Annotated in this window: 26 protein-coding genes; 9 read left to right on the top strand and 17 right to left on the bottom strand. The window is 31.1% G+C overall.

Translation table 11 applies throughout. The features are described 5' to 3' along the window. Nucleotides 1-158: 158 nt before the first annotated feature. The 10 genes from EOV51_RS06135 to putP all read right to left on the bottom strand — a co-directional run bounded on the left by EOV51_RS06135 (nt 159) and on the right by putP (nt 9,912). Entirely contained in the window at nt 159-1,040 is an 882-nt protein-coding gene (locus EOV51_RS06135; protein ID WP_128150938.1) for an ADP-ribosylglycohydrolase family protein, read from the bottom strand. 116 nt (nt 1,041-1,156) lie between these two features. Continuing rightward, on the bottom strand, nt 1,157-2,206 hold the full coding sequence (locus EOV51_RS06130; RefSeq protein ID WP_128150936.1) for a DUF1566 domain-containing protein: 1,050 nt from the start codon (nt 2,204-2,206) through the stop codon (nt 1,157-1,159). Between the two features lie 416 nt (nt 2,207-2,622). Beyond that, entirely contained in the window at nt 2,623-3,921 is a 1,299-nt protein-coding gene (locus EOV51_RS06125) for a hypothetical protein (protein ID WP_128150933.1), read from the bottom strand. A gap of 263 nt (nt 3,922-4,184) precedes the next feature. After that, the gene (locus EOV51_RS06120) at nt 4,185-4,736 is read right to left on the bottom strand and encodes an RNA 2'-phosphotransferase (RefSeq protein WP_128153303.1); all 552 of its coding nucleotides are present in this window, start codon (nt 4,734-4,736) and stop codon (nt 4,185-4,187) included. A gap of 20 nt (nt 4,737-4,756) precedes the next feature. Next, nucleotides 4,757-5,266, bottom strand: a complete 510-nt coding sequence (locus EOV51_RS06115) for a macro domain-containing protein (RefSeq protein WP_228427743.1) — start codon at nt 5,264-5,266, stop codon at nt 4,757-4,759. A gap of 44 nt (nt 5,267-5,310) precedes the next feature. Next, a complete protein-coding gene (locus EOV51_RS06110) occupies nt 5,311-6,261 on the bottom strand; it encodes an ADP-ribosylglycohydrolase family protein (protein WP_317126980.1) in 951 nt (316 codons plus the stop codon). Beyond that, nucleotides 6,261-6,947: an SIR2 family NAD-dependent protein deacylase gene (locus EOV51_RS06105; RefSeq protein ID WP_128150929.1), complete on the bottom strand. Its 687-nt coding sequence runs from the start codon at nt 6,945-6,947 to the stop codon at nt 6,261-6,263. Before EOV51_RS06105 ends, EOV51_RS06110 begins: the two co-directional genes overlap by 1 nt. Nucleotides 6,948-6,967: 20 nt before the next feature. After that, on the bottom strand, nt 6,968-7,522 hold the full coding sequence (locus EOV51_RS06100; RefSeq protein WP_181951014.1) for an NADAR family protein: 555 nt from the start codon (nt 7,520-7,522) through the stop codon (nt 6,968-6,970). A gap of 11 nt (nt 7,523-7,533) precedes the next feature. After that, entirely contained in the window at nt 7,534-8,235 is a 702-nt protein-coding gene (locus tag EOV51_RS06095; RefSeq protein ID WP_128150927.1) for an NUDIX hydrolase, read from the bottom strand. A 165-nt stretch (nt 8,236-8,400) separates the two neighbouring features. Beyond that, nucleotides 8,401-9,912: a sodium/proline symporter PutP gene (gene putP / locus EOV51_RS06090; protein WP_128150925.1), complete on the bottom strand. Its 1,512-nt coding sequence runs from the start codon at nt 9,910-9,912 to the stop codon at nt 8,401-8,403. Nucleotides 9,913-10,354: 442 nt separating this feature from the next. On the opposite strand from putP, the gene EOV51_RS06085 reads away from it, so the two are divergent. Beyond that, entirely contained in the window at nt 10,355-11,635 is a 1,281-nt protein-coding gene (locus EOV51_RS06085; RefSeq protein ID WP_128150923.1) for an MFS transporter, read from the top strand. A 157-nt stretch (nt 11,636-11,792) separates the two neighbouring features. On the opposite strand, the gene EOV51_RS06080 is transcribed toward EOV51_RS06085, so the two are convergent. The 6 genes from EOV51_RS06080 to rsmA all read right to left on the bottom strand — a co-directional run bounded on the left by EOV51_RS06080 (nt 11,793) and on the right by rsmA (nt 17,689). Continuing rightward, nucleotides 11,793-13,022, bottom strand: coding sequence for an MFS transporter (locus EOV51_RS06080; protein WP_128150921.1), 1,230 nt, complete (start codon nt 13,020-13,022; stop codon nt 11,793-11,795). A gap of 387 nt (nt 13,023-13,409) precedes the next feature. Beyond that, nucleotides 13,410-14,300, bottom strand: coding sequence for a hypothetical protein (locus EOV51_RS06075; protein WP_128150919.1), 891 nt, complete (start codon nt 14,298-14,300; stop codon nt 13,410-13,412). 27 nt (nt 14,301-14,327) lie between these two features. After that, nucleotides 14,328-15,437: an adenylosuccinate synthetase gene (locus tag EOV51_RS06070; protein WP_128150917.1), complete on the bottom strand. Its 1,110-nt coding sequence runs from the start codon at nt 15,435-15,437 to the stop codon at nt 14,328-14,330. 62 nt (nt 15,438-15,499) lie between these two features. Beyond that, a complete protein-coding gene (locus EOV51_RS06065; protein WP_128150915.1) occupies nt 15,500-16,429 on the bottom strand; it encodes a hypothetical protein in 930 nt (309 codons plus the stop codon). A 206-nt stretch (nt 16,430-16,635) separates the two neighbouring features. Continuing rightward, the gene (locus tag EOV51_RS06060) at nt 16,636-16,899 is read right to left on the bottom strand and encodes a YHS domain-containing protein (RefSeq protein ID WP_128150913.1); all 264 of its coding nucleotides are present in this window, start codon (nt 16,897-16,899) and stop codon (nt 16,636-16,638) included. Between the two features lie 28 nt (nt 16,900-16,927). Further along, nucleotides 16,928-17,689, bottom strand: coding sequence for a 16S rRNA (adenine(1518)-N(6)/adenine(1519)-N(6))-dimethyltransferase RsmA (rsmA, locus tag EOV51_RS06055; protein WP_128150911.1), 762 nt, complete (start codon nt 17,687-17,689; stop codon nt 16,928-16,930). Between the two features lie 91 nt (nt 17,690-17,780). On the opposite strand from rsmA, the gene EOV51_RS06050 reads away from it, so the two are divergent. The 8 genes from EOV51_RS06050 (at nt 17,781) to EOV51_RS06015 (ending at nt 23,693) form a co-directional block, all read left to right on the top strand. Beyond that, a complete protein-coding gene (locus EOV51_RS06050) occupies nt 17,781-18,680 on the top strand; it encodes a cell division protein FtsX (protein ID WP_128150909.1) in 900 nt (299 codons plus the stop codon). Between the two features lie 23 nt (nt 18,681-18,703). Then, the gene (locus EOV51_RS06045) at nt 18,704-18,994 is read left to right on the top strand and encodes a DUF3098 domain-containing protein (RefSeq protein WP_128150907.1); all 291 of its coding nucleotides are present in this window, start codon (nt 18,704-18,706) and stop codon (nt 18,992-18,994) included. A 2-nt stretch (nt 18,995-18,996) separates the two neighbouring features. Continuing rightward, nucleotides 18,997-19,818 carry an undecaprenyl-diphosphate phosphatase gene (locus EOV51_RS06040; protein WP_128150905.1) on the top strand — a complete coding sequence of 274 codons (822 nt, stop codon included), beginning with the start codon at nt 18,997-18,999 and terminating at the stop codon, nt 19,816-19,818. Nucleotides 19,819-19,880: 62 nt separating this feature from the next. Continuing rightward, nucleotides 19,881-20,912: an aminoglycoside phosphotransferase family protein gene (locus tag EOV51_RS06035; protein ID WP_128150903.1), complete on the top strand. Its 1,032-nt coding sequence runs from the start codon at nt 19,881-19,883 to the stop codon at nt 20,910-20,912. Continuing rightward, nucleotides 20,909-21,334, top strand: coding sequence for a RapZ C-terminal domain-containing protein (locus tag EOV51_RS06030; RefSeq protein WP_128150900.1), 426 nt, complete (start codon nt 20,909-20,911; stop codon nt 21,332-21,334). Before EOV51_RS06035 ends, EOV51_RS06030 begins: the two co-directional genes overlap by 4 nt. A 16-nt stretch (nt 21,335-21,350) precedes the next feature. Continuing rightward, entirely contained in the window at nt 21,351-22,136 is a 786-nt protein-coding gene (locus EOV51_RS06025) for a hypothetical protein (protein ID WP_128150898.1), read from the top strand. Nucleotides 22,137-22,164: 28 nt separating this feature from the next. Continuing rightward, the gene (panB, locus tag EOV51_RS06020; protein ID WP_128150896.1) at nt 22,165-22,980 is read left to right on the top strand and encodes a 3-methyl-2-oxobutanoate hydroxymethyltransferase; all 816 of its coding nucleotides are present in this window, start codon (nt 22,165-22,167) and stop codon (nt 22,978-22,980) included. Nucleotides 22,981-23,009: 29 nt separating this feature from the next. Further along, on the top strand, nt 23,010-23,693 hold the full coding sequence (locus EOV51_RS06015) for an RluA family pseudouridine synthase (protein WP_128150894.1): 684 nt from the start codon (nt 23,010-23,012) through the stop codon (nt 23,691-23,693). 107 nt (nt 23,694-23,800) lie between these two features. On the opposite strand, the gene EOV51_RS06010 is transcribed toward EOV51_RS06015, so the two are convergent. Next, entirely contained in the window at nt 23,801-25,051 is a 1,251-nt protein-coding gene (locus EOV51_RS06010; protein WP_128150892.1) for an oligosaccharide flippase family protein, read from the bottom strand. Nucleotides 25,052-25,279 lie beyond the last annotated feature (228 nt).

Genomic DNA, 25,279 nt, shown 5'->3' with positions numbered 1-25,279 from the left:
AAAAATTATCAAGTTATATAATTTCTTATTACCTTATATAAAGAGCCTAAAAGGAAATACACTGAATGTTTCATTATAAAAAATATCAATAAAGTAAAGACTGACTAGCTTCTCTAATTAAAGTGATTATTTTCTAATAAAATATTGAATTAATAAAACTAAAATTTCCAATTACAAACTAGATTTTCAATAATTTCACTTGCGTATAGTCTTTTATATTTTTCTATCCAGTGTTCTGGTATACCATTAGTTCCTTTTAATGCTCCGATAATTTGCGAACAGATGGAACAAACAGTATCAGTATCTCCGCCTAAGGCTGTTAAATTTAAAATTATTTCTTCTAAAGAAGACTCATGTATTTTCTGAGCAGCAAATAAAGCAACTGGAACGGAATCTACAACATACCCTGTAGGTCGTGGCACAGTTTTTAAATATTGTAAAGGTTCATTTTTAAACTTTTGAAATTCAAGTAATTTATCTCTTATTAAAGTATCTGGTAATAAAGGAATAATCTTTTCTATTAAGTCGGAATATCCACACCATTTACCTCCAATAGCATATTTTATAGCATAGTAAACAGCTAGCGCACCAATATATGCTTCATCATTTTTATGTGTTATATTACAAATATCTTTTATGATGAAATTTTCTGAAACATTTTTAAATGCGAGGGGAGCTATTCTCATTGCAGCTCCGTTTCCTGCTGCAAATTCACCTGACCTTCCAACTAAAGCCCAATGTCCTCCCACCTGAAGTTCACGTAAAGCTTTCAATGTAGCAGAACCCACACCCGTTATCCGCCCTTTATTATACCAGTTTAAAAAAGAATTTGCTACCTCTTCGGGCTTGATTATCTTTTTATCATATATTGCTTCACAGGTTGCCAAAGTCATTTGAGTGTCATCGGAAATTTGCCAATTAAAATCCCATTCAATTATATCTCCAGGTTCAGACCCCTCATATCTGTTTCCTATACAATCTCCTATAGTACCAGCTATCAGGCTGCCTCTCAAACGTTCAATTAAATTTATACTATTCATTTACTATCTTTTACACATATTAAACCTTCATTGCGACAAGTTGATGCAAGATAAAAAATAAAAAGGCAATTATTCAAATGAATAATTGCCTTTTGAGAAGTATAATTATCAGTTGTCTATTGTATAGGTTTTACGCATATTACCCTATAAGGAGTATTGCTATTAAAAACTGCCTGAGCACCCGCATTTTGATCAGAAGTAGTAACACCATCTGAAAATAAAACCGTTCTACCAAAGGAAGTATTATATTTGGTTGATGACCAATAATAATTTCCTGAAACAAATCCATAATTAGCTACTGGAGCATTACCATTCATTTTAATTATTGCAAAAGCAGATGCGAGCTCATATAAGTTAGGAACACGCCAAGTTCCTGCGGGACTAAGATTTGCACAATATGTTGTAGCACCAGATTGTGAACTAGCCTGAGGCCCTCCGCCAAATACAACATTTAGCTCTGGAAAATAATAGCCGTTAGCTGTTTGTTTTAAATCAAAAGTAATTGTTTCTACTACTTGTGGGTTCGTAACACTTGTAAAAGTTATAGTAGCACTGCTATTTAAATCTTTTGCAGGATTTATTCCTGCTAGATTAAATAGGAACTCAGTTTTCCCACTTGGACCAGATGTTGTAATTAATGAAATTAAATTATTGGGGTCATCGGTTACACTTGCAACCCATTCGGCATTGGAAGAAACAGTAGCTTTTATTTGAGCTTGCTGAGTATCTACATAATAAACCGAAGCAAAGACAGGAACTATAAAATTAGTTGTCTGTCCGTTATTCTTTTTTTTACCGGCTTTCCACTGGGTTCCATCCCAAATATAAACACCTTCCTCTAATGCTAAGGACGCATCTGGATTGGGTACAACATTCACATTAAAAACAACCAGCCCTGTATGCTTTTGTTTTTCTCCTTCATTTTCTTCAGAAGCTTTTAAAGTAGGAACTAATGAAGTCCTAGAAACTAAATTGACTCTGGGAAGTAAAATCCCTTTACTGGAATTTGCTTCACTTCCTGAGGTCTTAAGCTCTTTAATCTGTAGTAGTGCACCTGATTCAGGAATTTCATCCATCCCTATAGTTACTTGTGCATAAAGTGAGGATAACCATAAAGGTGTAAAAAAGATAATAGTTAGCTTTAAAATGTTCTCAATTTTCATCATTTTTTTCAAATATTAATTCTGCAATTTTAAAAAAAATTAAAAGTATTAAAAAACAGAAACGACTGTTATTGAGAAATTTAACGCATATTCATTCTGTTTGAATAAATTTTTTTACAATCAGAAAACAAATAAAAAATACCGGATAAACATTTTTTTCATTTTTTTAACATTAATTCTTGAATAAAGTATCAATTCAGCTAAATTTTTCAATATGTTTTTACATTATATTTATCTTAAACTGAAAGTCATTCCCAAGTAACTAATGAATAATATATCGTGTTATTTATGATTAAAATGATGAATTTTTTTATTTTATAAATAAGCTGAACCTAATTACAAATGCCTGATTTTTTATAATCAGGCATTTATACATATTTAAGAATTTTATTTTATTATTTTAAAATTAAATTTATTTATCAATATAATCTTTGAATGGATATATATATACGTCTAAAATTATCACTATTATCTGCTGTATCATTATTATCGACATTAGGGAAATAATAAACTCTATACCATTTCTCATCCAATGAGATGTCCATAGTTAATACTTCCTGACTTGTACTTCCTGTATCGGTAGTGGAGGCTGAGCCTCCATCACTTGTCAATTGATTCACACCATAGTTAAGATATATACCATTGTCCAAATTTATCCAACCTCCATTTGCAGCCATCACTATATTAGCCCCATTAGATCTATCCACATTAGTTAAAGCTGAAAACCAAATTTTTACTGGAGAACTTGAAATATTTACTAATCGAGGATTGAATGAAACCGTTCCGGGGCCACCGTTACTACTATCTGTAAAGTAGCCGTCTAATCTGATTTTTCCTCCGATTATAGGTAAATCAGAAGCAAAATTATTAAGCCAATTGGTTGCAATAGTGCCATTCGCACCCCCACCGCCTATGGACGCATCTATATTAGGACTTTTATAATATACAAGCTCTCCCAGAGAAATTCCATCTCCGGCACCCACTATGGCACTACAGGTCTGACCTCCTATGGATATCTCAAAAGTGGTTGTTTGCGGAGAAGTTACTGTTGGAGTTCCAGATATTGTATAATTTAGGGTACCTGAACCAGTAGCAAAGTTACCTGCAGCTAAAGTAGCTGTTAATCCATTAACCGGCCCAACGGTCTGAGCATCATATGTACCTCCGTTTCCCCCTGTGTAAGGAATATCCATAACGCCAGTATACGCCGTACCTGATGTATAGGTTGTAGGAGTTAAAGTTACTTTATTACAAACAATGGAACTAATAGTACCGGCAGAAAGGGAACGCCCATCCAGAGCTCTCCATTCTGTTCCATTCCAGAAAACGTACCCAACATAATTCAGTGTTGATACTTCGCCCAGATTAAAAACCAATAGACCTAAAGCTGGATTGTTTATAGTTGTTTTATCTGTAATAGACGATAAGGATACCCGCGGACCTAAAAATCCTCGTTTACTTCCACTTGCCAGTTCTTTCACATTGATTTCCAAAATAGAAGACGCATCTGGCGTCATTGTCCCTATCCCTACACTTCCAGCAGAAGTAACCACAAAATCATTAGATTGCTGAACTGCTGTTGGAACATCGGCTGTGGGGTTATCTTTCGCTCCATCTATGTGTAAAACAGCCTGCGGATTTAAGGTATTTACACCTACCTGACCTGACAAAATTGTAATAGAGGAAATAAAACCTAATAAATGTAATTTAATTTTCATGTTATAATTGTTGTTAAAGTTTTTTTATGTTAAAAAAAAGATTTTAATTTAGTGTTTACTGAAGTATCTTTTAATTCTTGTCTAATTTAGTGCATTTATTTAAATTAACCTAACCTATTCATCATAAAAACAACTTTTACTATACAATTATTCAATAAAGAACTATAAAAAATCATAAGCAATTGATTATCTATTAAATAAATACAACAAACATATCATACTATCATTTAATAAATTATTTGAGCAATATATCAATACCTGTTTTATTTACTGCTCTCCTCTATATAAACGGGATGTACATATTCGGTTAACCAAACCCCATTCACTGATTTATGAAATATTATACCTTCTTTATACATTTTTCCTGAATGTATGGTTAATACTACAGATTTCCCATGTCTTGCCCCGACTTTATTTGCAGTTTCTTTAGTACTGCTTAAATGTACATGCTGTCTACTCATTTTAGTAATACCCTGTTCTCTAATTGAGGATAAAAAACGTTCTGCCGTTCCATGAAATAAAAATTCCGGAGGTTCAACAGGTTCAAATTCCATATCTATAGGGATTGAATGTCCCTGATTAGCCCTTATTTTGGTTTTATCATTATTAAATGAATATCTTTTTTTATCATTAGATTCTACAATTAGTTCTAATTCTTTTTTAGTAAAGTAGATTTTATGTATGCTTGATTTTCGTATTAATTCCTCTACATCCGCCCACCCGTTTCTATCTAAGTCTAAATCTATTTTCTTGGGTTCGTGACGAAGGATAAGGCTTATAAATTTGCCTATGTTCTTTCTTTCTATATCATCCATCATATTTTGTTTTTTCTTTTTTAATCGAAATCATATATGTATGTATTAATGTCCATTTTAATCAGAGTATTTATAATTAAAGGCTCTATCATTTCCCATTTACCTCCGGCTAATCCACAACCTATACGAGGCATGTGTACACTGGCTTGTAAATCTTTTGCCTGTTGAGCTAATTTTGTAAGACAAGATTCTACTGCTTCGTAACGGATGGGTACTCCATTACTTCCTGTTTTTGTACCTCTTTGTCCAATCATATTAGCTACGTAAATATACTTTTCTACTTGAATAAGCTCTATCTCTCCTAACTTGAAATTATTCTTATTTCTTTCTCTATGCCATAGGCAATAGGATTTTTCGGGCTCCGCCCATCTTTTAGATATAGCTAAAACAAATCCTTTCCCCCAGCCCCCGATATCGTTACAAATATGTGCTATAATTTTTACTCCTCCTGCTTGCGGAGAGGTAGCATCTCCTTTTAAATAATTAATAGCTTTAATTTTTTCTTTATTATCCATCAGTTTTAATCTCATAATTATTCAAATTCATTTAATTTTCATCCTTTATCTCTAAAAGTTTACTTCTTTATTTTATGTATGTTTCTTTCCAACCTATCGCAAAGATTTTTAATATCTTCAGCCCTAGCTAAACGGTTTATCCAGTGTTGAGGTATTGCATCAAATCCGTAAAGTAACCCGGCCAGCCCTCCGGCAATTGCAGCCGTTGTATCCGTATCACCACCTAAATTTACTGCTTTTAAAACCGTACTTTGAAAAGTATCCTCTTTTAAAAGACACCAAATAGACGCTTCCAGGCTGTCTAAGACATATCCTGAAGAGCCTATTCTGTCTTCTTCTAAATTTGCAATATTGTTATTTAGAATCCTATTAAACAGCTTTACTTCCTGAGTATCAAATTCATTATCGCTCAGAAAAGCACTTACTTTATCTTGCATTTCATAATATGCCTGAATTTTGTCTTTTCCTTGTGCTATCTCTATTGCATACTGCACATATATAAAGCATGAAAAAACCGATCTGAAGTGTGCATGGGTAATACCTGAAACTTCTTTTACTGTGTTAAAAATTTCTTTTACTTCCCGATCTTTAAGATAAAATACCAGAGGAATAATTCTCATTAGTGAACCATTTCCATTATCTTCTTCGAAAAAATTTCCTGAAAACTTAGGTGATTCTCCTTTGATAAGTCTCAAAATTGAGTTACGGGTGCTTCCACCTACATCGAAAACCTTTCCATGAGCTGCCCAATGTCCATATTTATACCATTTCACAAAACGTTTGGCAATAGAATTTAAATCATACCGGTAAGTTAAGCTATCTGCTAAACAAAATGTTAAGGAACTATCATCAGACCAGGTTCCTGGTGGTTGATTCCAACACATAAAACCCATCATATCTACTACAGGATTTACTTTTAAATACTCCCTGCTTTTAAATTCAACCGGAACCCCTAAAGCATCTCCAATAGCAACTCCAAATAATGTACTATGTATTGGCTTATTCATCATTATATAACTGTCTTTAGCACATGCTCTAAAAATTCCTTCATCCCCTCTGAAGCACTTTTCCTGATGTAATTTACTGATTCTAAAGTTTCTTCTTCAGGATTGGGATCGATCAAATATACAGGAATACCTTTTCGTGCATAAAAAACAAGAAAAGCAGCCGGATAGACCTGTAGGGAAGTTCCTACTATAAGTAAAATATCAGCACTTTCAACTTTTTTCTTTGCCTCTTCAATCATGGGTACTTCTTCACCAAACCAGACTACGTTAGGACGCAACTGAAAGCCATCGGATGCTAAATCACCTATAACTAAATCTTTATCAAATATTGACACTAAATCAGGATTTTTTTCACTTCTCATTTCTGTTAGTTTCCCGTGAAGGTGTAGCACGTTTGTTGAACCGGCTTTTTCATGTAAATCGTCTACATTTTGTGTAATAACTTGAACACTCAATGTATTTTCTAAATCTTTGACCAACTTATGTGCCTTGTTGGGTTGTATGTCTTTCAATTTATTTCTACATAAGTTATAAAAATCCAACATTTTTTGCGGTTCCCTTTCCCAACTTTTAATTGAAGCTACTTCTTTTGGGTTATAATTTCCCCATAATCCATCTAGATCTCTGTAAGTACTAATCCCACTTTCCGCGCTGATACCAGCTCCTGTCAATACAACTAAATTTTTCACCTGATGCTTTTCTATTTATATTATTTTAAACGTTCTCTCACTTCCATAAGGGCAAATCCTAATAGGTTCTTTCCCTTCCATAATCTTGGATTTTCAGCTGAATCATTATCCTGCGCCATACCTATTCCCCATATTTTATCTACCGAACTAGCTTCCACCAATACTCTATCTTTAGTATTCACTAAAAATTCTTTCAGCTCTTCATGTTGAGAAAATTTGTAAAAATTTCCTTCACAAACTAAATCAAAGCTATTTTTTTCCCATATAACAGGATCAAAATTTCTAACTTTTCTTCCTAACTTTTTAGCTTCAGCCGGAGATTTCGCAATCAGAATTTTTTCAAGTATTTCTTTATCATAAAAAAGCTCGGCTTTTTTTGCCATCATCCAGTGTTCTGCGGAAGCATAGCTAACTCCGTTAACCATAAATTTACTTTTCCACCACTGGCTGAAACATGATTTTGTTATTGTACCGTCTTTTGAAGGTGCATGTCCCCAAAAGAAAAGATATTTAACTTTTTCCTTTTTTTCAACTGTATTGAGCAACCATTGTATGTTATAGGTAGTGTGTTTCATCTTTAATTGTTTTAAATTTCAAAATAAAATCCATTTTTAGATAATTCTTCATATTTATTTTTATCAAAGCTATATACTTTTGCTGCTCTATGGGGAGAGCCACTCACTAACTCATTTTGATCTATAAGTAAATGAGTACTCAATATTTTTTTTCGAAAATTTCTTCTATCCAATTCTGTTTGAAGAACTGTTTCATATAATTTATGTAAATCAGGCATTGTGAATTTTTCCGGTAATAATTCGAATCCTATAGGTTTGTACTTTATTTTACCTTTTAACCTTTCTTTTGCAGAGTCAACAATCGTTTTATGATCAAAGGCCAACTCGGGAATTTCAGAAACCGGAAACCATTGAACTTTTGAGGTAAATAAACCAGCTTCTGCCTTATAGTCTGATAGCTTAACTAATGCATAATACCCAATACTAATCACCCTAAACCTGGGATCTCTCTCAACTTTTGTAAATGTATACAACTGTTCCATAAAAATATTTTCCAACAAAGTTTCTTGTTTTAATATTCTTCTGGCACAATCATCAGCATCCTCATTCATATCAATAAACCCTCCGGGCAATGCCCACTTACCTAAAAATGGCTCGATGGCTCTTTCAATCAGTAAGATTTTTAATTCTCCCTCATCAAATCCGAAAATTACACAATCTGCGGTAACTGCAGGACGGGGATATTCATAAATATACTTGCCTCTTTTTTCCATGTTTTATATGCGTGATTTATACACAAATGTACTACATTTTATTTATGAGAAAAAACTTTTTTGCGTTAATTTTACACATTTACTTTAATACCAAAAAAAATCCCTTTATTAAGGGATTTTTTTATATTTTGCTGCGGCCGATATATTTTAAATACTATAGCAAACTTATAATCTATAATTTTCGTCCATTTCTTTTTTCATTTTATCAAATGTATCTATAACTTCCTGCTCTGGTTTTTTTGTAAGAAGACTAAAAATAATAATCATCAGGAAAGATAATGAGAATGCAGGTATCATCTCATAAATTCCAGTACTGTTATATAATCCTGCATACGTCCAGACTAATACTGTTATACCTCCGGATAACATACCAGCAACAGCTCCAGCAACCGTCATTCGTTTCCAATACAAACATAAAATAATTACCGGCCCAAATGCTGAACCAAAACCAGCCCATGCATTCCCTACCAGATTAAGAATACTGTCTTTGGGTGTTAAGGATAATAATAATGCAATAATAGCTACCCCTAATACAGCAAGACGACTTACCAAAAGAGCCTCTTTCTCGGATGGCTTTTTATTTATAAATGCTTTATAAATATCTTCAGTTACAGAGCTGGAAGTAACCAACAGCTGAGAAGAAATTGTACTCATAACAGCAGCTAAGATGGCAGAGAGGAGAAACCCTGTAATTAACGGATGAAATAATACCCTTGTAAAATAGATAAAGATAGTTTCTGCTTTTTCTTTAGAAGAATCAAATTCAATCATAACTGCAGAATCAAATTTACCTATATAAGCAATCCCAATTAATCCTACTAATAAAGCTCCACCAACAGTAAAGATCATCCATCCTATCCCTATCCCTGTAGCTTTTATCAAATCTTTTACTGAATCAATAGCCATAAAGCGAACTAAAATGTGCGGTTGTCCGCAATAACCTAATCCCCATGCTAATAATGAAAAAATACCAACTACAGAAATATTTGAAAATAAGTTTAAATAATCAGGACCTTTTGCTTCTATTTCATGTATAGTTTCAATAGGTCCGCCTAAAACTATTATAGCTACAGTTGGTACAACTACTAAGGCCAAAACCATAATAGCTCCCTGAACAAAATCCGTAAGACTCACGGCAAGAAAGCCACCTAAAAAAGTATATATTACTACAACCAAGCTGGTTACTATTAGTCCTATATTATAATCTATACCAAATGAAGATTCAAATAACCTTCCTCCAGCTACCATTCCCGTTGAGGTGTATAAGGTAAAAAATACCAATATTAAAATGGAAGAAATAATTTTAAGAATTTTAGACTTATCATTAAAACGGTTTTCAAAAAATACAGGCAGTGTAATTGAGTTTTTAGCTACTTCAGTATATACACGTAAGCGTGGAGCTACAAAAATATAATTTAAAAAAGCTCCAATAGTCAAACCTACAGCTATCCATGAAGCAGATAAACCTACCATATACATAGCTCCTGGCAATCCCATCAATAACCATCCGCTCATATCGGCTGCCCCAGCTGATAAAGCTGTTACGGCTGCCCCCATTTTTCTTCCTCCCAAAAGGAACTCCTCGGTATTGCTGGTTGCTTTTTTATAGGCATAAAAACCTATCGCTAACATTAAGAGAAAATAAGCACCAATAGAAATTAGTTCGTATACATTCATATTTTATAATTATAGTTAAAATTTTATTTCGCGCCCTAAGATAGTAAATAATACAAAAATGAGTAAAAAAAAGTCAAGATAAAATAAAATTAATAACAATTATGTTTGTTATTAATATTTTCAGCATTTTAATTACATCTTATTAATTTCATAACTTTAACCCTAATAGTTAGTTATGATTTTTATCATGTGCAGTAAATGTAAGATTTTTATATTACTTATTGTTTATTATTTTATTGAATAACCTGACCTCAGCACTTTTTTTATCTAATATTTAAAGAAAAAACTTAAAGAAAAAACAGTGTTAAGGTCTAATTTTTAAAATTAATCTAAAATATATATATTAATCTATTGAATAAAAAACCTATTTAATTTATCTATTATCTACTGTTAATAGCTAATTTTGCATTTCTATTAATTATAATACTTAGATTTAACACATATGATAATTTCCGGAGTAAAAAAAAACTTAACAAACCAAGACTATAGAATACTAGGTTTATCAGCGCTAGGTGGCGCTCTTGAGTTTTATGATTTTATTATATATGTATTTTTTGCCAAACAAATTGAAATGCTGTTTTTTCCTCCGGAAATACCGAGGTGGCTTTCTCAGGTGCAAACTTATGGGATTTTTGCTGCCGGCTACTTGGCACGTCCTTTTGGAGGAATTATCATGGCACATTTCGGAGATCGATTGGGTAGAAAAAAAATGTTCGCCTTTAGTATATTTTTAATGTCGGCACCTACGTTACTCATCGGTTTTTTACCTCCTTTTCATACAGCAGGAATTTTAGCTCCATTCTTACTATTATTTATGCGGATTTGTCAGGGTGCTGCCGTTGGTGGTGAAATTCCAGGTGCCTGGGTATTTGTTTCGGAACACGTACCTACTCAGAAAATAGGCCTGGCTTGTGGAATTTTAACGGGAGGCTTAACATTAGGTATTCTTTTAGGTTCTTTAGTTTCTACTTTGATCAACACTTTTTATTCAGCTTCAGAAGTTTTATCTTATGGATGGAGGCTTGCTTTCATATTGGGTGGTATTTTCGGATTAATTTCTATGTTCCTCCGGAGATGGTTAAAAGAAACTCCTATATTTTCGGAAATGGCAAAAAGAAAAAAACTGGATAAAAATGTTCCAGTTAAAACGGTCATTTCTAAACATAAACATTCAGTAATAGTATGTATGCTTTTAACCTGGGTGTTATCGGCAGGTATAATGGTTGTGATATTACTAGCTCCTAGTTATTTACAATCTGTATATAAATTTCCTGTTATTATTTCTCAAGAAGCAAACAGCATAGCTATTGCCGGGGTTACCCTAGGCTGTATTCTTTCAGGATTAGCTGCAGATAAGATTGGCTTTAGCAAAACTCTTATTGCGGGTTCTTTATTTTGCATTGTTAGTACCTATATATTTTATACTACTTTGTCTTCACACCCAGAACTACTTTTTCTAACTTATGGCCTGGCTGGTTTGGGCGTAGGAGTTGTAGGTTGTTTTGCCTTTTATATGGTCAGAAGTTTTCCGGTTGAGATACGATATTCAGGAGTTTCATTTTCATTTAATATTGCCTATGCTTTTGCCGGCGGTCTTACTCCTTTATTAATTTCTCTTCTTACAAATTTTGTAAGTGTACTGGCCCCTGCATATTATGTTATAGTTCTATTCTCCATCGGTTTGCTTTTAGGAATATATTTATTACGGATTGAAAAAAAATAATTTTTATTTACCTAATCTGAAGAACTCTTAACATATATTGAGATTTAAATAAAAAAACAACAGTTTAATCTTATACTTTTTGATTTAATTTTTGAACAAAAAATTAATTATAGATTAATGAAATATTTTTATTCTCAATCAGTAAAAATAAAACTATTTAATGTGTTGCAGATTTTTTTATCAATTTTATGGAAAGAAGAAATGAAACAACAGTCAATCCTAATAAGGTAAAAACAAAATAATCCCAACCTTTCTGCGCATAAATAATACCTGTTCCTGTACCAATAATACTAGAACCCACATAATAAAATAACCAATATATGGAGGTTGCTGTACTTTTCCCTTCTTTGGCATGTTGTGATACCATACGACTGGCTAAAGTATGTGTAGCAAAAAAACTAAAGGTAAAAAGTCCTAAACCTATGATTATAAATACTAAATTGTTCGGTAGCATCAATAATAATCCTACTATTATTAATGAGCCCGGAATTCTTATCAGCTTGTAAGGGGGATGTGCATCTGACCATTTCCCAATAGTTATAGAACCTATAACGCCTGTAACATACATTAGGAAAATAAAGGCTATCAGGTAATGCGGCAGGGAGAATGGAGGTCTTTCTAAATGTATACCCAGGTAATTGTATAAAGCAATAAAACTTCCCATTAACAATCCTGCTACCAAATATAAACGAATCATCATTCGATCGTTCAGAAAACTTTTCATTAATTTTAGTTTTTCATTTACGGATGTATTTTTTGGATTAAAAAAACGCGAATCCGGAAATAAAATTGCGAATAGAATTCCTAAAATTAATGTAAAAATTCCCATAATAACCACTGTATCTCTCCAGCCTATCCATCCGGATAAAAGACCTGCAATTACCCTACCGCACATACCTCCTGTAGTATTCCCACTTAGGTACATACTTATCGCAAATCCTAATGTTTTAATATCCACCTCTTCTGATAAATAAGCTAATGCTACTGAGGAAACACCCGCTAAAACTATTCCTTTTATTAAATTCAGAATAATCAATAATGAAAAATTAAAAACAAAACCAGATAAAATAGTCAACAATGAGGAAATAATAAGAGAAAATACCATTACATTTTTTCTAGATATTGAATCTGCTTTGAATGCTAGGAAAAACAAGCCAATTGCCATTCCCATTGTAGAGGATGATACTGTCCAGCTACTTTTCGCCGGTGAGACTATAAACTCTCCTCCGACTAATGAAAGCATAGGCTGAAAAATATACAATTGTGCAAAAACACATATTCCTGAAAGAAAAATGCAAAACTCGATCCTGTTAAATCTTTTACTGTTCTTCTTTGCTTTATCTACAGATTCGTTGTGCACCAAAAATTCATTATCGGATCTTTCCATCTTTAAATCTTAAAAAGCTACACGTTGATTTTAATTAAAAAATGATTAAATTATGCTTAGCGAATTTATGCAATTCATTTTATCTGTAAATTACAAATTATAGTTTTCAACTACATTTACATTAAATACCTACAATCGAGAATAAACTTGAATTTAATTGTAAAAATCCTAGATTACGTATTTTATATTTACTTTTTATTGGTGTATTAAGATCAATTGCCAATTCTTATCTAAGGCACAACGAGATAACAAAGAAATTTTATTGTTATAATTCTATCTATTTTTAAATTTATATAAAATTAAATTATTATTTTTTTGAATCTTTCTATTAAAATCCGGATATACTCTATTTAAAAAGTACTGATATAAATCAGGCAATTAGTTTCTTTATATTTTAAGTTCTACAAATTCTTTACTAAAATTTGAATCAAGTATTTTTCTCCATTTTTTCATGGAGTTGAAAGCATTCGCTTCCGGATATAAAAAATAATCAAGTACTGTTGGATTTATTAAAGAATCTGAACGAAGTTTTACTCCTGAGCCACTCATGTCTCCTAATCCAACAATTGCTGTTTTTTTAATCAAACTCAGATCAATATAAGAACCTGCAATCTTCGTTTTAAATACCTGAGCAGGATAAAACAGTTTATATTTGGCTGAAATTGTTGAAAGCTCACCGGCACACATATGATAAAAACTTGTAATCTTAATTCCATGTATTTCTGGAACAACGAATACAGAGTCGGGGTTAAAACCGGCATGAGTAATTCCCAGTGATTCCAATAAAACAAGACTTTCAATCATACGGGAATAAATCCAGTTTATATGTTTTACTTTCTCATTTGCCTCAATTTTTTTTATAACAGTGCTTAATGGAATACATTTATACTGGGAAATATATTGTAATTCGCTTCCTTCAAACTCCAGATTTGAGGGAAAGTAATTCATAAAATGTAAAAATGAGTCTTTATCAAAATTTGTTTTAGCAATATGAATAAGTTTATCATAATTACTTTTTGATTTTTTCAATAATTGAATATCCCCTTTCCACCTGTGTAATCTATAATTAGTATTAAATTTCCCGGATTCATCATTATATTCTTCTCCTTTTTCATAAAAATTTTTCAACATATTTAAATGTGTTACTATTTTTTGAGAATCCAAGTCTTTATTTAAATCCGGATGAAACAATTTAACTAATTGTTTATATTCTAATTCCGATTTACATATATCCGGATACCAAGTACTAGATAATATATTTTTGATGTAAGTTTTCATTTTAATATATAAATTTATTGTTAGTGACTATAACCAGTCTGGCTGACTTTTAAAATATATTTTTTCGACTGAATCCTGTAATAAGCTATCTCCCAGCTCTTTCATAAACAACTCTTTTTCAATCAACTGATCCATACAAGTGAAAATAAGATTTTTTCTACTACTCATATTGTATATTTTATCGCAGGTTAATGAATGTTTAATAAGGGAAAAATCTAACTTTGATATACTAAAGTTTCCCTGCCAATTATTTGCCTGATTAGTCTCTTCTGAGGTATTTTTAAGTTTTATAGAATCACTGTCTGAGAATGGACCGTTTCCGTGCCTTGTCTGATAGCATCTACTAACGTACCATGTGCTAATTTCTTTATTATGAAACTGATTTTCACCTATAATTTTCAAAGCATTTTTAGAGGTAGTATTTGACCGGGTTACGTGAGGAAAAAAGCCAAAATTCTGATCTAATAAAATCCCTTGTGAACCCTCAAACACCATGTGTTTATACTTGAGATGGATTTCACTTAAAACATGTATTTTACAAAATTGCTGAAAAAACTCTATACTTTCTTTCCACCCATCCATTGCATGACACACTTCTTGTTCATAAATAATCTGCGAGCTCATATTTAATTTCCTAACCTTTTCTTTATAATATTTTTCGATTAATGAAAATTTAGTATTATAAATGTAAGGGGTAAACAAATCATTGGCATATAAATTATAAAACTCTTCACTTCTTTCAAGTGTCGCTCCAAAGCCTACTCCGCAGGTACCATGACCATTGATCATTGAGATAGTTCTATTATACGCTAAATCAAAAGGAGTAGTAATATTTACCATCGGATGAACATACATCTTTAACTCTGAGCTTAGTTTATTTTTTAAAGTATTATATTCTTCAAATAATCCTATGGGGTACATAGTACAAAATTCACTTATATAGGTAGATGCATTACGAAAAGACCCTGAACCAAACTGTGAAAATATATGTCGTTTTCCTGATTCGGTAATAACTGTATGCCCACATTGGTGCCCACCTGAAAATCTAATAACCAATGTATTTTTATCTGAGAGAGAATGGACACACTGTCCTTTACCCTCATCCCCAAAACCTGTTCCTAAAACTATATGTATCATACTATTTTTTTTATAACATCCGGGGTTTTATTATGTATAATAATCCCCCGGATATTTTGTAATTAAAGTGTTATTATAGAAGAGCCTTCGTCATTCTTATCTGGAAGAAATGATTGAATCTTTGCTAACGTATTTGAAATATCTTTAGCGGCGTGATCACTTAAAGTATTTAATACGGAATTCATATTTGCTCCGTTAATTACGGAAACCGTTGTTCCTATCAGTTCTGCTATTGAATTGCTGTTACGTAAGACTAAGAAATTTTCGTTCAACAATTGAATCCACTCATTTTTAATATAATTAGTATCATAACTTCTATCTTCTACGTGAACATGAAATACATGGTATTTCTCAGATGCTTTTTCATACAATTGTTCCGCAGTAAAGTCACCCAAACTTTCAGCTGTTCCCATCATCCTTTTAATAAAATCGCTGCTGTATTGAGAATGGAAGGATTCATCCCCAATGGTAAAAAGATAACCTTTAGCTCCTCTTTTTTCATAAGCATCTGTAGATGTATGATATCCGGCTAAATACCATGCTAATGGATAAGATTCCATACATTGACCTCCTCCTCCTCCCTCAATATATATATTTGAAAGGTCATCTATCAACTTGGTTGTTTCTTGCTCAAATTGGCCAATTTGAAGAGGTACACTATCTGTTATATGATCTCCGATAGCACCGAAACATATTTGAGCATCTTCAACACCATGTGAAACCAAGGTATTCATCATTTTCGGAAAGTTATTTTGAATAAGATTATAAGGAATTCTTCCCATTGATCCTGTCACATCAACAAAAACCATAATTGGTATGCTCACCGGATGATCCAAAGAATCTCTACATTCCCTTATTCCGTTTTTAAGATTAGCTGGATTCATGGTTAATTTTAAAGAATCTGAAAATATTTGATCTGCAGATTTGGATTGGTAGTTGCGAGAGTTTGTAACTGCCTGGTATGTTTTTGAAGAATAATGTCCTGTTCCCATAATTTAAATTTTAATCGTTACTAAAAAATTTTACCTTACTATTGTCGACACTATAAGTTAAAATTATATTTGCGTATTTTTTACACAAACAAATTAACGAAATCAAATTTATACAAACAAATAATATTGTGTATTTTTTACACAAAAAACAAAAAAAGCATTCTTTAGCCAAAGAATGCTTTTTTTGTTTTTTTAAGAAAAAAGGTTTATTTATTCAAAAATTTTTCAGGATTAGCTTTAAACTCTTCTTTACAATTTTCGCTACAAAAGCCATATAGTTTCCCTTGATAAGTCAATGTATCCTTTAAATGTTCTGATGTAGACATTTCACAAACCGGATCTAATTCATTCACTACTTTTACATCTGAAAGTTTAACAGATCCGCCTTCGTGCTTTTTTTCACTAGGTTGACAAGAAACCAAAAACGCAATTACTATTGCACCTATTAATTTATTTATACTATTTATCATGTTAATATTTATTTATTAAAACTAATTGCTACTGATGCCATAAACGGGCCAATAAAATAAAATCATCTACAGATAATTGTTCTGCTCTAAGACTCATAAATTCATGAGAATTGAGATTTTCTGGAATTTCTAAAACTTTCAGTGCATTTCTTAAGGTTTTCCTGCGCTGATTAAAACCTGCTTTCACTATTTTAATGAACAATGCTTCATCTACGTCTTCAATAGTATTTCTAAATCGCTTGAGACGAATTACAGCTGATTTAACTTTAGGTGGAGGGGTAAACACATTCTCATGAACAGTAAACAAATATTCCGCTTCATAATATGCTTGAGTTAAAACTGACAATATACCATATATTTTATTTCCCTTACCGGATACAATTCGTTCGGCAACTTCTTTTTGAAACATACCTACACTCTCTGGTATATGCGATCTGTTTTCAAGAATTTTAAAAACTATCTGAGAAGAAATGTTATAGGGAAAATTACCTATAACCGCTAATTGCCCATTATTAAATTCATTCAGATTTAACTTTAAAAAATCACCAACTATGTTGTTTTTAAGTTTAGGGAAATTTATTTCTAAATATTCAACGGATTCCTGATCAATCTCTGCGGCATAAACATCTACACTTTTGTCAAGTAAAAATTGTGTTAACACCCCCATACCCGGTCCTACTTCCAAAACCGTAGAATAATTTTTATATGATAATGAATCAACTATACGAGAAGCAATATTCTTATCATTTAAAAAATGCTGTCCCAGATGTTTTTTTGGTTTTACTTTCAATATTATGAGATTTATTTTAACAATAATTTATATTCAAAATTACATCAAAATATACTAAGATTTTATACTTTAGCGAATATTTTCAAAAAATATGGCAGCAAAAACAGATAAACTTAACAAAGGAAGATTACGATCTTCTAACATAACTGTAGTCATTAGTATTTCTTTAGTTTTATTCTTAATAGGCATCATAGGAATGATAGCTATAAATGCAAATTCTTATATTGACTATTTAAAAGAACAAATGGTTATTGAGGTTTTCTTTAAAAATGATCGGAACAAGGAAAATCTGGTTAAAAACCAAAAGTTACAGTTACAATATCTGGACAGTGTAAAAGTAAATCCTTATGTAAAATCTGCCAAATATATATCTAAAGAAGATGCTACTAAGACAGCAAAAAGAGACCTGGGAGTAGATTCTCAGGACTTATTTGAAGAAGATATTTTTCCGGCATCCATAACAGTTGCACTTAAATCCGAATATATTGATTCTCTGCATATTGAAACCATAAAAAAACAGCTTCAAAAAAACAACTTGGTTGATGAAGTTAAATCAGATAGCAATTTGTTATCTGAAATGAACAAGGGCGTTAGAAAAATGACTATTGGTATTTCTGTTTTAGCTATTATTATCTTATTGATAGCCGTCTCTCTTATCAATAATTCCATTAGATTAAAAATTTACGCCAAACGATTTATTATAAAAACAATGCAACTAGTTGGAGCGAAACAGCTATTTATTATGAAACCTTTCTTACTTCAGGCTCTTATCTTTGGGTTGTTAGGGGGTATTATAGCCTTACTTATGTTATATGGCGTTAATTATGCACTGGTTGTAAATAATATTCTACCTCCTATTGTAGACTATACCAATTACATCTTATTATCTTTATTTATAATAGTTTTAGGTGCTTTAATCACGACAGCTAGCACATGGTTTGCTACCTGGAGATTTCTACGTTTAAAGCTGGATGATTTATATTATTCATAAATTTGCATAAATTTAATTTTTTAATGAAAAAAAATATACTTAAAAATACTGATTCCGAATCTAAAAAAACATTGCTTTTCGGAAAAAAGAATTATACATATATGTTGGTCGGTATTATTTTTATTGCTTTAGGACTTATATTAATGACCGGCCCTGATGCAAATACAAGACCTGACGGTGTATATGACAAGAATTACTGGAACAATGATATATTCAGTTTCCGAAGAATTCGTTTAGCTCCTATACTGATTGTTGTAGGCTTCATCATTGAAATATATGCTATTATGATTAATTCCGTAAAAAAAGATAATTAAGAATGAGTACTTTAGAGGCAATTATTATAGCAATTGTTGAGGGACTAACTGAATATTTACCGGTTTCTTCTACTGCACATATGATATTCACCAGTTCTATACTGGGAATGGAAGATGACAATTTCCTAAAAATGTTTCAATATTGCATACAGTTTGGTGCAATCATGGCTGTTGTTGCACTTTACTGGAGAAAATTTTTTGATTTTAAACGAGTTAACTTTTATGTAAAATTAGTATGTGCTGTAATTCCTGCTCTGATACTAGGAAAATTGTTTAGCGACAAAATAGATGATGTTTTAGAAAAGCCAATACCAATTGCAGTGGTACTTGTAATCGGTGGGATAATTCTTCTTTTTGTTGATCGTTTATTTAAAAATCCTACCATTTTAAAAGAGGAAGATATATCAATAAAGCAAGCTGTCATCATAGGATTCTGGCAATGTTTAGCAATGATGCCCGGAACCAGTAGATCTGCCGCCTCAATTATTGGTGGAATGCAACAAAAATTAAGTCGTGAAGTGGCAGCAGAATTTTCTTTTTTTCTTGCTGTACCTACCATGCTTGCAGTAACTGTATATTCGCTAACACTTAAAAACTGGGAGGAAAACGGTATTGATATGAAAGGTTATGAATTACTTGCAGCAAATAGTGATAAGCTTGAAATGTTTTTACTCGGCAATCTGATTGCATTTATTGTTTCCATATTTGCTATTAAATTTTTTGTTGGTGTAATAAAAAAATATGGTTTTAAAATATGGGGCTGGTATAGAATTATTGTGGGTAGCCTTTTATTAATCTATTTTTGTTTTTTTCAAAAGCCATAATCATATAATAGTTTAACTCAAAAATAACCTATAATTCCTATCTTGCATATTAATTATATCCTATGCGTAAGGAAAATGAAACGGATCGAATTCAGGAATTTGTAAAAAATTATCTAAAATCCGATAATTTTTCAATAGAACCGATCACAAACAGTGCATCTGAAAGAAAATATTTTAGAGTAAAAACTCTTGAGAACTCAATTATTTTGACTTTTAGTTCCCATATAGCTGAAAATAAAACTTTTCTTTATTTCTCTAAAATTTTCAAGGACAACAATGTACCGGTTCCTTCAATCTTAAACATTGACAGAGATAATGAAATGTATTTACAGGAAGATATGGGAGATTTTTCCCTCTTAGAAGTACTTTTACATAATGGTGAAGATACAACTTCGGAAAATCTTTATAAAAAATCTTTGAAACATTTATTGAATCTTCAATTTAACATATCAGATAAAATTGATTATTCAAAATGTTTTGATTTTAAATCTTTTAATAAAGACATAATAAATAATGACTTAAATTATTTTAAATTTTATTTTTTTCAACCACTTGAAATACCTTACTCAAATAGCGATTTACTCAAAGAATTTATGCAAATCGGTGAAACTATTGAGAGTATGGAGCCTAGGGGATTTATGTTTAGAGATTTTCAGGCAAGAAATATTATTGTAAAAAATAATGAACCTTATTTCATAGATTACCAGGGAGGTATGCTAGGTAACCCATTTTACGATTTGGTATCTCTTTTATGGCAGGCAAAAGCACAACTTTCTGAAAATTTTAAAGAAAATTTAAAAAATTATTATTTTTCTGAAGTAAGGAAAGTTCATTCGATTACAGATAAATCTATGGAAATCTCCTATCAATATTGCCTGTTAATACGACTGCTTCAAGTTCTTGGGGCTTATGGATTCCGAGGAATTCTTCAGAAAAAAAAGCATTTTAAAGAAAGCTTAATTTTAGGCATTAACAATCTGAAAATTTTACATAAAGAAAGCTTAATTTTGCATAAGTACCCTGAATTAAAAAGAATTATCCAGATTTTAATTAGTAATAAAACTGAAATAAAAATAAATCAAATAATTAAATGACCATGAACAAACCTTTAGAAATAACTGTACAAAGCTTTTCTTATAGAAAAGGATACCCTGAAGATTCTACAGGTAATGGTGGAGGTTATGTATTTGACTGTAGAGGGATATTAAATCCTTATCGGTTTGGAGAACTAAGATATCTTACAGGAAAGGATCAAGAGATTAAAGAGTTTTTTCAGGAAAAAACTGTTATGTCTTCTTTTTTAGATTGTATACAAAATATAATTTCAATTTCAATTGATAATTATGTAGAAAGAAATTTCTCATCTTTACAAATAAACTTTGGCTGTACAGGAGGACAACATCGTTCTGTATATGCTGCTGAACAGATCGCTAAATATATCAAATCAAATTATCCTAGTGTAAATGTTCAATTAAATCATACCAATTCTGAAAATTGGGAACTTAAAAAACAATAATTTAAATTTTATCTTTATGAAAGTTTTACCCTATTTCTTCATACCTATTTTCCTTTTGAGTCTCAATGGTATTGCCCAAATGGATAGCTTAGATTTGATTATTAAGTATAAACCTTCAACAACATATACTAAAGAAGAAAAAACGTTTTTTTCTATAGAAATTCAAAGCCTAGGCAAAAAAAAATCTAAGAAAGAATCCAATACTCAAAAAATTGAGGAAAAAACCAAATATATACTGCGTACTGAAAAAGAGTCTGAAGATTTCACGATTCCATTTACCTTAAAATTAGTAAATGCACAGGAATCCACTATCAATGATATTATTTTTAAAGGTAAATATAAGCAGGGAGAGTATCCACAGATTTTGTCCGTTGAAAATTCATCACTGGATATTCAAAAAAAGGAAACGTTGAAAAAACTTATTCAGGAATCTCTTAAACAAAGTCTCTTAATTAATAAAAAGATAAAAATCGGTGATAGTTTTTCTACGACTATTCCTTTCCGGTACCCTGGAAATAATTTGTCTGAAATGACTTTAACTACCACTTACTCTTTACGTGAAATAAAAGAAGGAAAAGCATTTTTTGATTATATTCAGGATTATAAGTTAAATATGAACACTTACGATACTAATGCTTCCGGAGCTGGTACCGGAAAAGGTAAATTCATTTATGATATTTCCCACCAATATTATATTTCAGACAATGTTGACTCTGTTCTAGAAGTTGAAACTATGATTGACGGTCAACCTGTAAAACTTAAAATGAATGTCCACACTGAAACAAAAAATACAATTTTATAAACTTAGTAAAAAATTTTAATTCAAACTTATGTCCATACATTCCGATATAAAAAAAGTAACTGTTGAAACTTTCAAAAAAATGAAGGCCTCAGGAGAAAAAATATCTATTTTAACAGCTTATGATTATTCTATAGCCCGCCTGGCGGATGAAGGCGGAGTTGAGGCAATTTTGGTTGGTGATTCCGCAGCTAATGTAATGGCTGGCTATGAAACTACGTTGCCTATTACACTGGATCATATGATTTATCATGCACAATCTGTGAGCCGAGCTCTACAACGAGCCATGCTGATTGTTGATCTACCCTTTGGTACTTATACAGCAAACTCTTCTCAAGCACATGATTCTGCTGTTAGAGTAATGAAAGAATCAGGGGCTGCTGCTGTAAAAATTGAGGGTGGAATGGAAATACAAAATTCAATTAAAGCTATACTTGATGCAGGAATACCTGTAATGGGACATTTAGGCCTGACTCCTCAATCTATTAATCAATTCGGTTCATTTAAGCTCAGAGCTAAAGAAGAATCTGAAGCTGAAAAACTTATTAATGATGCTAAACTATTGGAGGAACTAGGATGTTTTTCAATTGTATTAGAAAAAATTCCTGCTGCATTAGGTGAAAAAGTCAGTAAAGAAATATCTATACCTACTATTGGAATAGGAGCTGGAAACAAAACGGATGGACAAGTATTAGTAATTCACGATATATTAGGTCTTAACAAAAATTTTAAACCTAAATTTGCAAGAAAATATTTAAATCTTCACGAACAAATAGTCGGAGCTGTTTCCGATTATGTAAATGATGTTAAAAATCAAAGTTTTCCAAGTTCCGAAGAAAGTTTTTAAGTTTAATGTATAAGTCAAATTTGTAATTTATGTTTCTGGAAAATCAAATTCTTTTTGAAGATAATCATATTCTTATTATCAATAAAAAAGCAGGTCAGATCGTTCAGGGCGATAAAACCGGAGATGTTCCACTGATAGACGAAATTAAAGCTTATATAAAGAAGAAATATTTCAAGCCGGGCAATGTTTTTGCCGGATTAGTTCACAGAATAGACCGTCCTACCTCTGGAATTGTGGTTTTTGCCAAAACCAGTAAAGCATTAAGCCGTTTGACAGAAATGTTAAAAAAGAGGGAAATAAAAAAAACGTATTGGGCTGTAGTTAAAAAAGGTGAAATACCAAATTCTCAAAGGCTTGTACATTATTTAAAAAAGAATGAAAAAAATAATAAATCTATTATTTTTAAACACGAAACACAGGGTGCTAAAGAGGCTATACTCACTTATAAAATTATTAAAACTTCAGATCACTATCAACTTTTAGAAGTTGATCTGGAAACCGGAAGACATCACCAGATACGCGCTCAACTTAGTTCGATTAAAGCTCCCATTAAAGGAGATTTGAAATACGGATTTGATCGATCAAATCCTGATGGCAGCATACATCTATTGGCCCGAAAAATAGAATTTTGTCATCCTGTTACCAAGAAAATAATAAGTTTGGAAGCTCCGGTTCCTGATAATGATAATCTATGGAAGAGTTTTATAGATTAATTATCTAATAATCAGCTATACACAATTAATATTTACTGCATTAAAATCATTATCGGATAATATTCAAATTGGTATTTATAAACTGTAATTTTCATAAAAAAGTTAAGTTATAATAAACTATATTTTTTTGTCAAATATTTACAAAAGAATATTTCACACACTCCGGATAATGACAATGCAAAACTTATTACAATAATATTTTTGTGAACAAAAAGTAAAGAACAAGCTAGAATAAAGATAATTAAAGCAATACTCTGGTTCAACGTGATAAAATAAGAGTGACCACTTGGTATAAAAATAAAATTAGTATACGCTCCAACAACTAACCATGATAGTATTGTAAAACTTAAAATAATTGATACAGGATAAGAAAAGTTCATGTTTTCTCCTCCTAAAAATATCACAATCCAATATCCAAAAATACTGATTAATAAGACTATACTAAATCCTATTATTGTTTCAAAAAAAATGATTTTTTTAATTTTAGATTTATTATTTTCGGCAATAATTTTAGGATAAAGAGCACTGTTTATATTTGCAGTAACAATTCTTGGAGTTATTATGATTTTTTTAGCTAAATCGTATATAGCTACTTCGGACATTCCTAAAAATGTACCAGCTATAATGGTCGCTGCCTGATCTTTAACAGCCTCAATACAATTAGTCCAGAAAAAAGGTGAAGCTTCTTTAAAGAAAGTCTTTAAAGATTTTATAGAAATGAGTTTTAATCTTAATTTATATTTTTTTAGTATAATATACATGGATACTAACCCTCCAAAGATAATTGATAAGGACATTATTAAAGCATAAATCCACAAATTTTCTGGAGCTTTAATAAATATTAAAATAAAAGGTACAGTCATTAAACGAAAAAAAAGTTGTATGTAGGTAACGATTTTCATTTTCTGTATCGCTCTGAAATACCACACCGGAAAAAATAATTCGCCAAGAATCTGCGAAAAGCAAATTGAAAATATAATCGGACTTATATCTTCATTTCTAAATAAATATAATAAAAGACCAAAAAGAATAATTGAAATAAATAATAAATATAACTTTGACGTAAACACACCAGATAATATAAAACTTTTTGTTTTTAAGTTATCTTTATTTTCAACAATTTTTTTTGTATTTGGAAGATCAAAACCAAAAGATACTAAAATTATAAAAAAAGATGTTATTGCTTGAGCGAAAATATATTTTCCATATGTTTCCATTCCTAATGTACTTATTAAATATGGATATAATAATAAGCCTAAGAAAGTTGATATCAACTTTAATACAGTCATGAAAAAGTAATTTTCAAAAACCTTATTGTGCAGAATAAAATCTTTAATTATATTTAAATTTATTTTCATTACAAATTAGTGTAACAAGTAACAAAAATACTCATAGATATTAAACAAACAGCTTGTTTTCATTTGATATTTTATTTTAACTCATCGGCTGTATAGTTTCTAAGATAGTTCTATAACTTTTTTTAGTGCTAAATATATTTTTTGATTTTAAACGAAGTAAAAATAACAACTTAAATTTTCTGAAATATAATATTTATTATTAATACTATTGAAATTAAATATTAGTAT

Origin of the sequence: Apibacter raozihei (genome assembly GCF_004014855.1) — a bacterium.
Classification (GTDB): domain Bacteria; phylum Bacteroidota; class Bacteroidia; order Flavobacteriales; family Weeksellaceae; genus Apibacter; species Apibacter raozihei.
Note: the sequence above shows the minus strand (reverse complement) of the source record. Positions and strands in the feature narration are given on the sequence as shown.

Coding starts and splice junctions, on each gene's coding strand:
- EOV51_RS06135 (WP_128150938.1), bottom strand. CDS start 1,040: ATGAATAGTATAAATTTAATTGAACGTTTGAGAGGCAGCCTGATAGCT.
- EOV51_RS06130 (WP_128150936.1), bottom strand. CDS start 2,206: ATGATGAAAATTGAGAACATTTTAAAGCTAACTATTATCTTTTTTACA.
- EOV51_RS06125 (WP_128150933.1), bottom strand. CDS start 3,921: ATGAAAATTAAATTACATTTATTAGGTTTTATTTCCTCTATTACAATT.
- EOV51_RS06120 (WP_128153303.1), bottom strand. CDS start 4,736: ATGGATGATATAGAAAGAAAGAACATAGGCAAATTTATAAGCCTTATC.
- EOV51_RS06115 (WP_228427743.1), bottom strand. CDS start 5,266: ATGAGATTAAAACTGATGGATAATAAAGAAAAAATTAAAGCTATTAAT.
- EOV51_RS06110 (WP_317126980.1), bottom strand. CDS start 6,261: ATGATGAATAAGCCAATACATAGTACATTATTTGGAGTTGCTATTGGA.
- EOV51_RS06100 (WP_181951014.1), bottom strand. CDS start 7,522: ATGAAACACACTACCTATAACATACAATGGTTGCTCAATACAGTTGAA.
- EOV51_RS06095 (WP_128150927.1), bottom strand. CDS start 8,235: ATGGAAAAAAGAGGCAAGTATATTTATGAATATCCCCGTCCTGCAGTT.
- putP (WP_128150925.1), bottom strand. CDS start 9,912: ATGAATGTATACGAACTAATTTCTATTGGTGCTTATTTTCTCTTAATG.
- EOV51_RS06085 (WP_128150923.1), top strand. CDS start 10,355: ATGATAATTTCCGGAGTAAAAAAAAACTTAACAAACCAAGACTATAGA.
- EOV51_RS06080 (WP_128150921.1), bottom strand. CDS start 13,022: ATGGAAAGATCCGATAATGAATTTTTGGTGCACAACGAATCTGTAGAT.
- EOV51_RS06075 (WP_128150919.1), bottom strand. CDS start 14,300: ATGAAAACTTACATCAAAAATATATTATCTAGTACTTGGTATCCGGAT.
- EOV51_RS06070 (WP_128150917.1), bottom strand. CDS start 15,437: ATGATACATATAGTTTTAGGAACAGGTTTTGGGGATGAGGGTAAAGGA.
- EOV51_RS06065 (WP_128150915.1), bottom strand. CDS start 16,429: ATGGGAACAGGACATTATTCTTCAAAAACATACCAGGCAGTTACAAAC.
- EOV51_RS06060 (WP_128150913.1), bottom strand. CDS start 16,899: ATGATAAATAGTATAAATAAATTAATAGGTGCAATAGTAATTGCGTTT.
- EOV51_RS06050 (WP_128150909.1), top strand. CDS start 17,781: ATGGCAGCAAAAACAGATAAACTTAACAAAGGAAGATTACGATCTTCT.
- EOV51_RS06045 (WP_128150907.1), top strand. CDS start 18,704: ATGAAAAAAAATATACTTAAAAATACTGATTCCGAATCTAAAAAAACA.
- EOV51_RS06040 (WP_128150905.1), top strand. CDS start 18,997: ATGAGTACTTTAGAGGCAATTATTATAGCAATTGTTGAGGGACTAACT.
- EOV51_RS06035 (WP_128150903.1), top strand. CDS start 19,881: ATGCGTAAGGAAAATGAAACGGATCGAATTCAGGAATTTGTAAAAAAT.
- EOV51_RS06030 (WP_128150900.1), top strand. CDS start 20,909: ATGACCATGAACAAACCTTTAGAAATAACTGTACAAAGCTTTTCTTAT.
- EOV51_RS06025 (WP_128150898.1), top strand. CDS start 21,351: ATGAAAGTTTTACCCTATTTCTTCATACCTATTTTCCTTTTGAGTCTC.
- panB (WP_128150896.1), top strand. CDS start 22,165: ATGTCCATACATTCCGATATAAAAAAAGTAACTGTTGAAACTTTCAAA.
- EOV51_RS06015 (WP_128150894.1), top strand. CDS start 23,010: ATGTTTCTGGAAAATCAAATTCTTTTTGAAGATAATCATATTCTTATT.
- EOV51_RS06010 (WP_128150892.1), bottom strand. CDS start 25,051: ATGAAAATAAATTTAAATATAATTAAAGATTTTATTCTGCACAATAAG.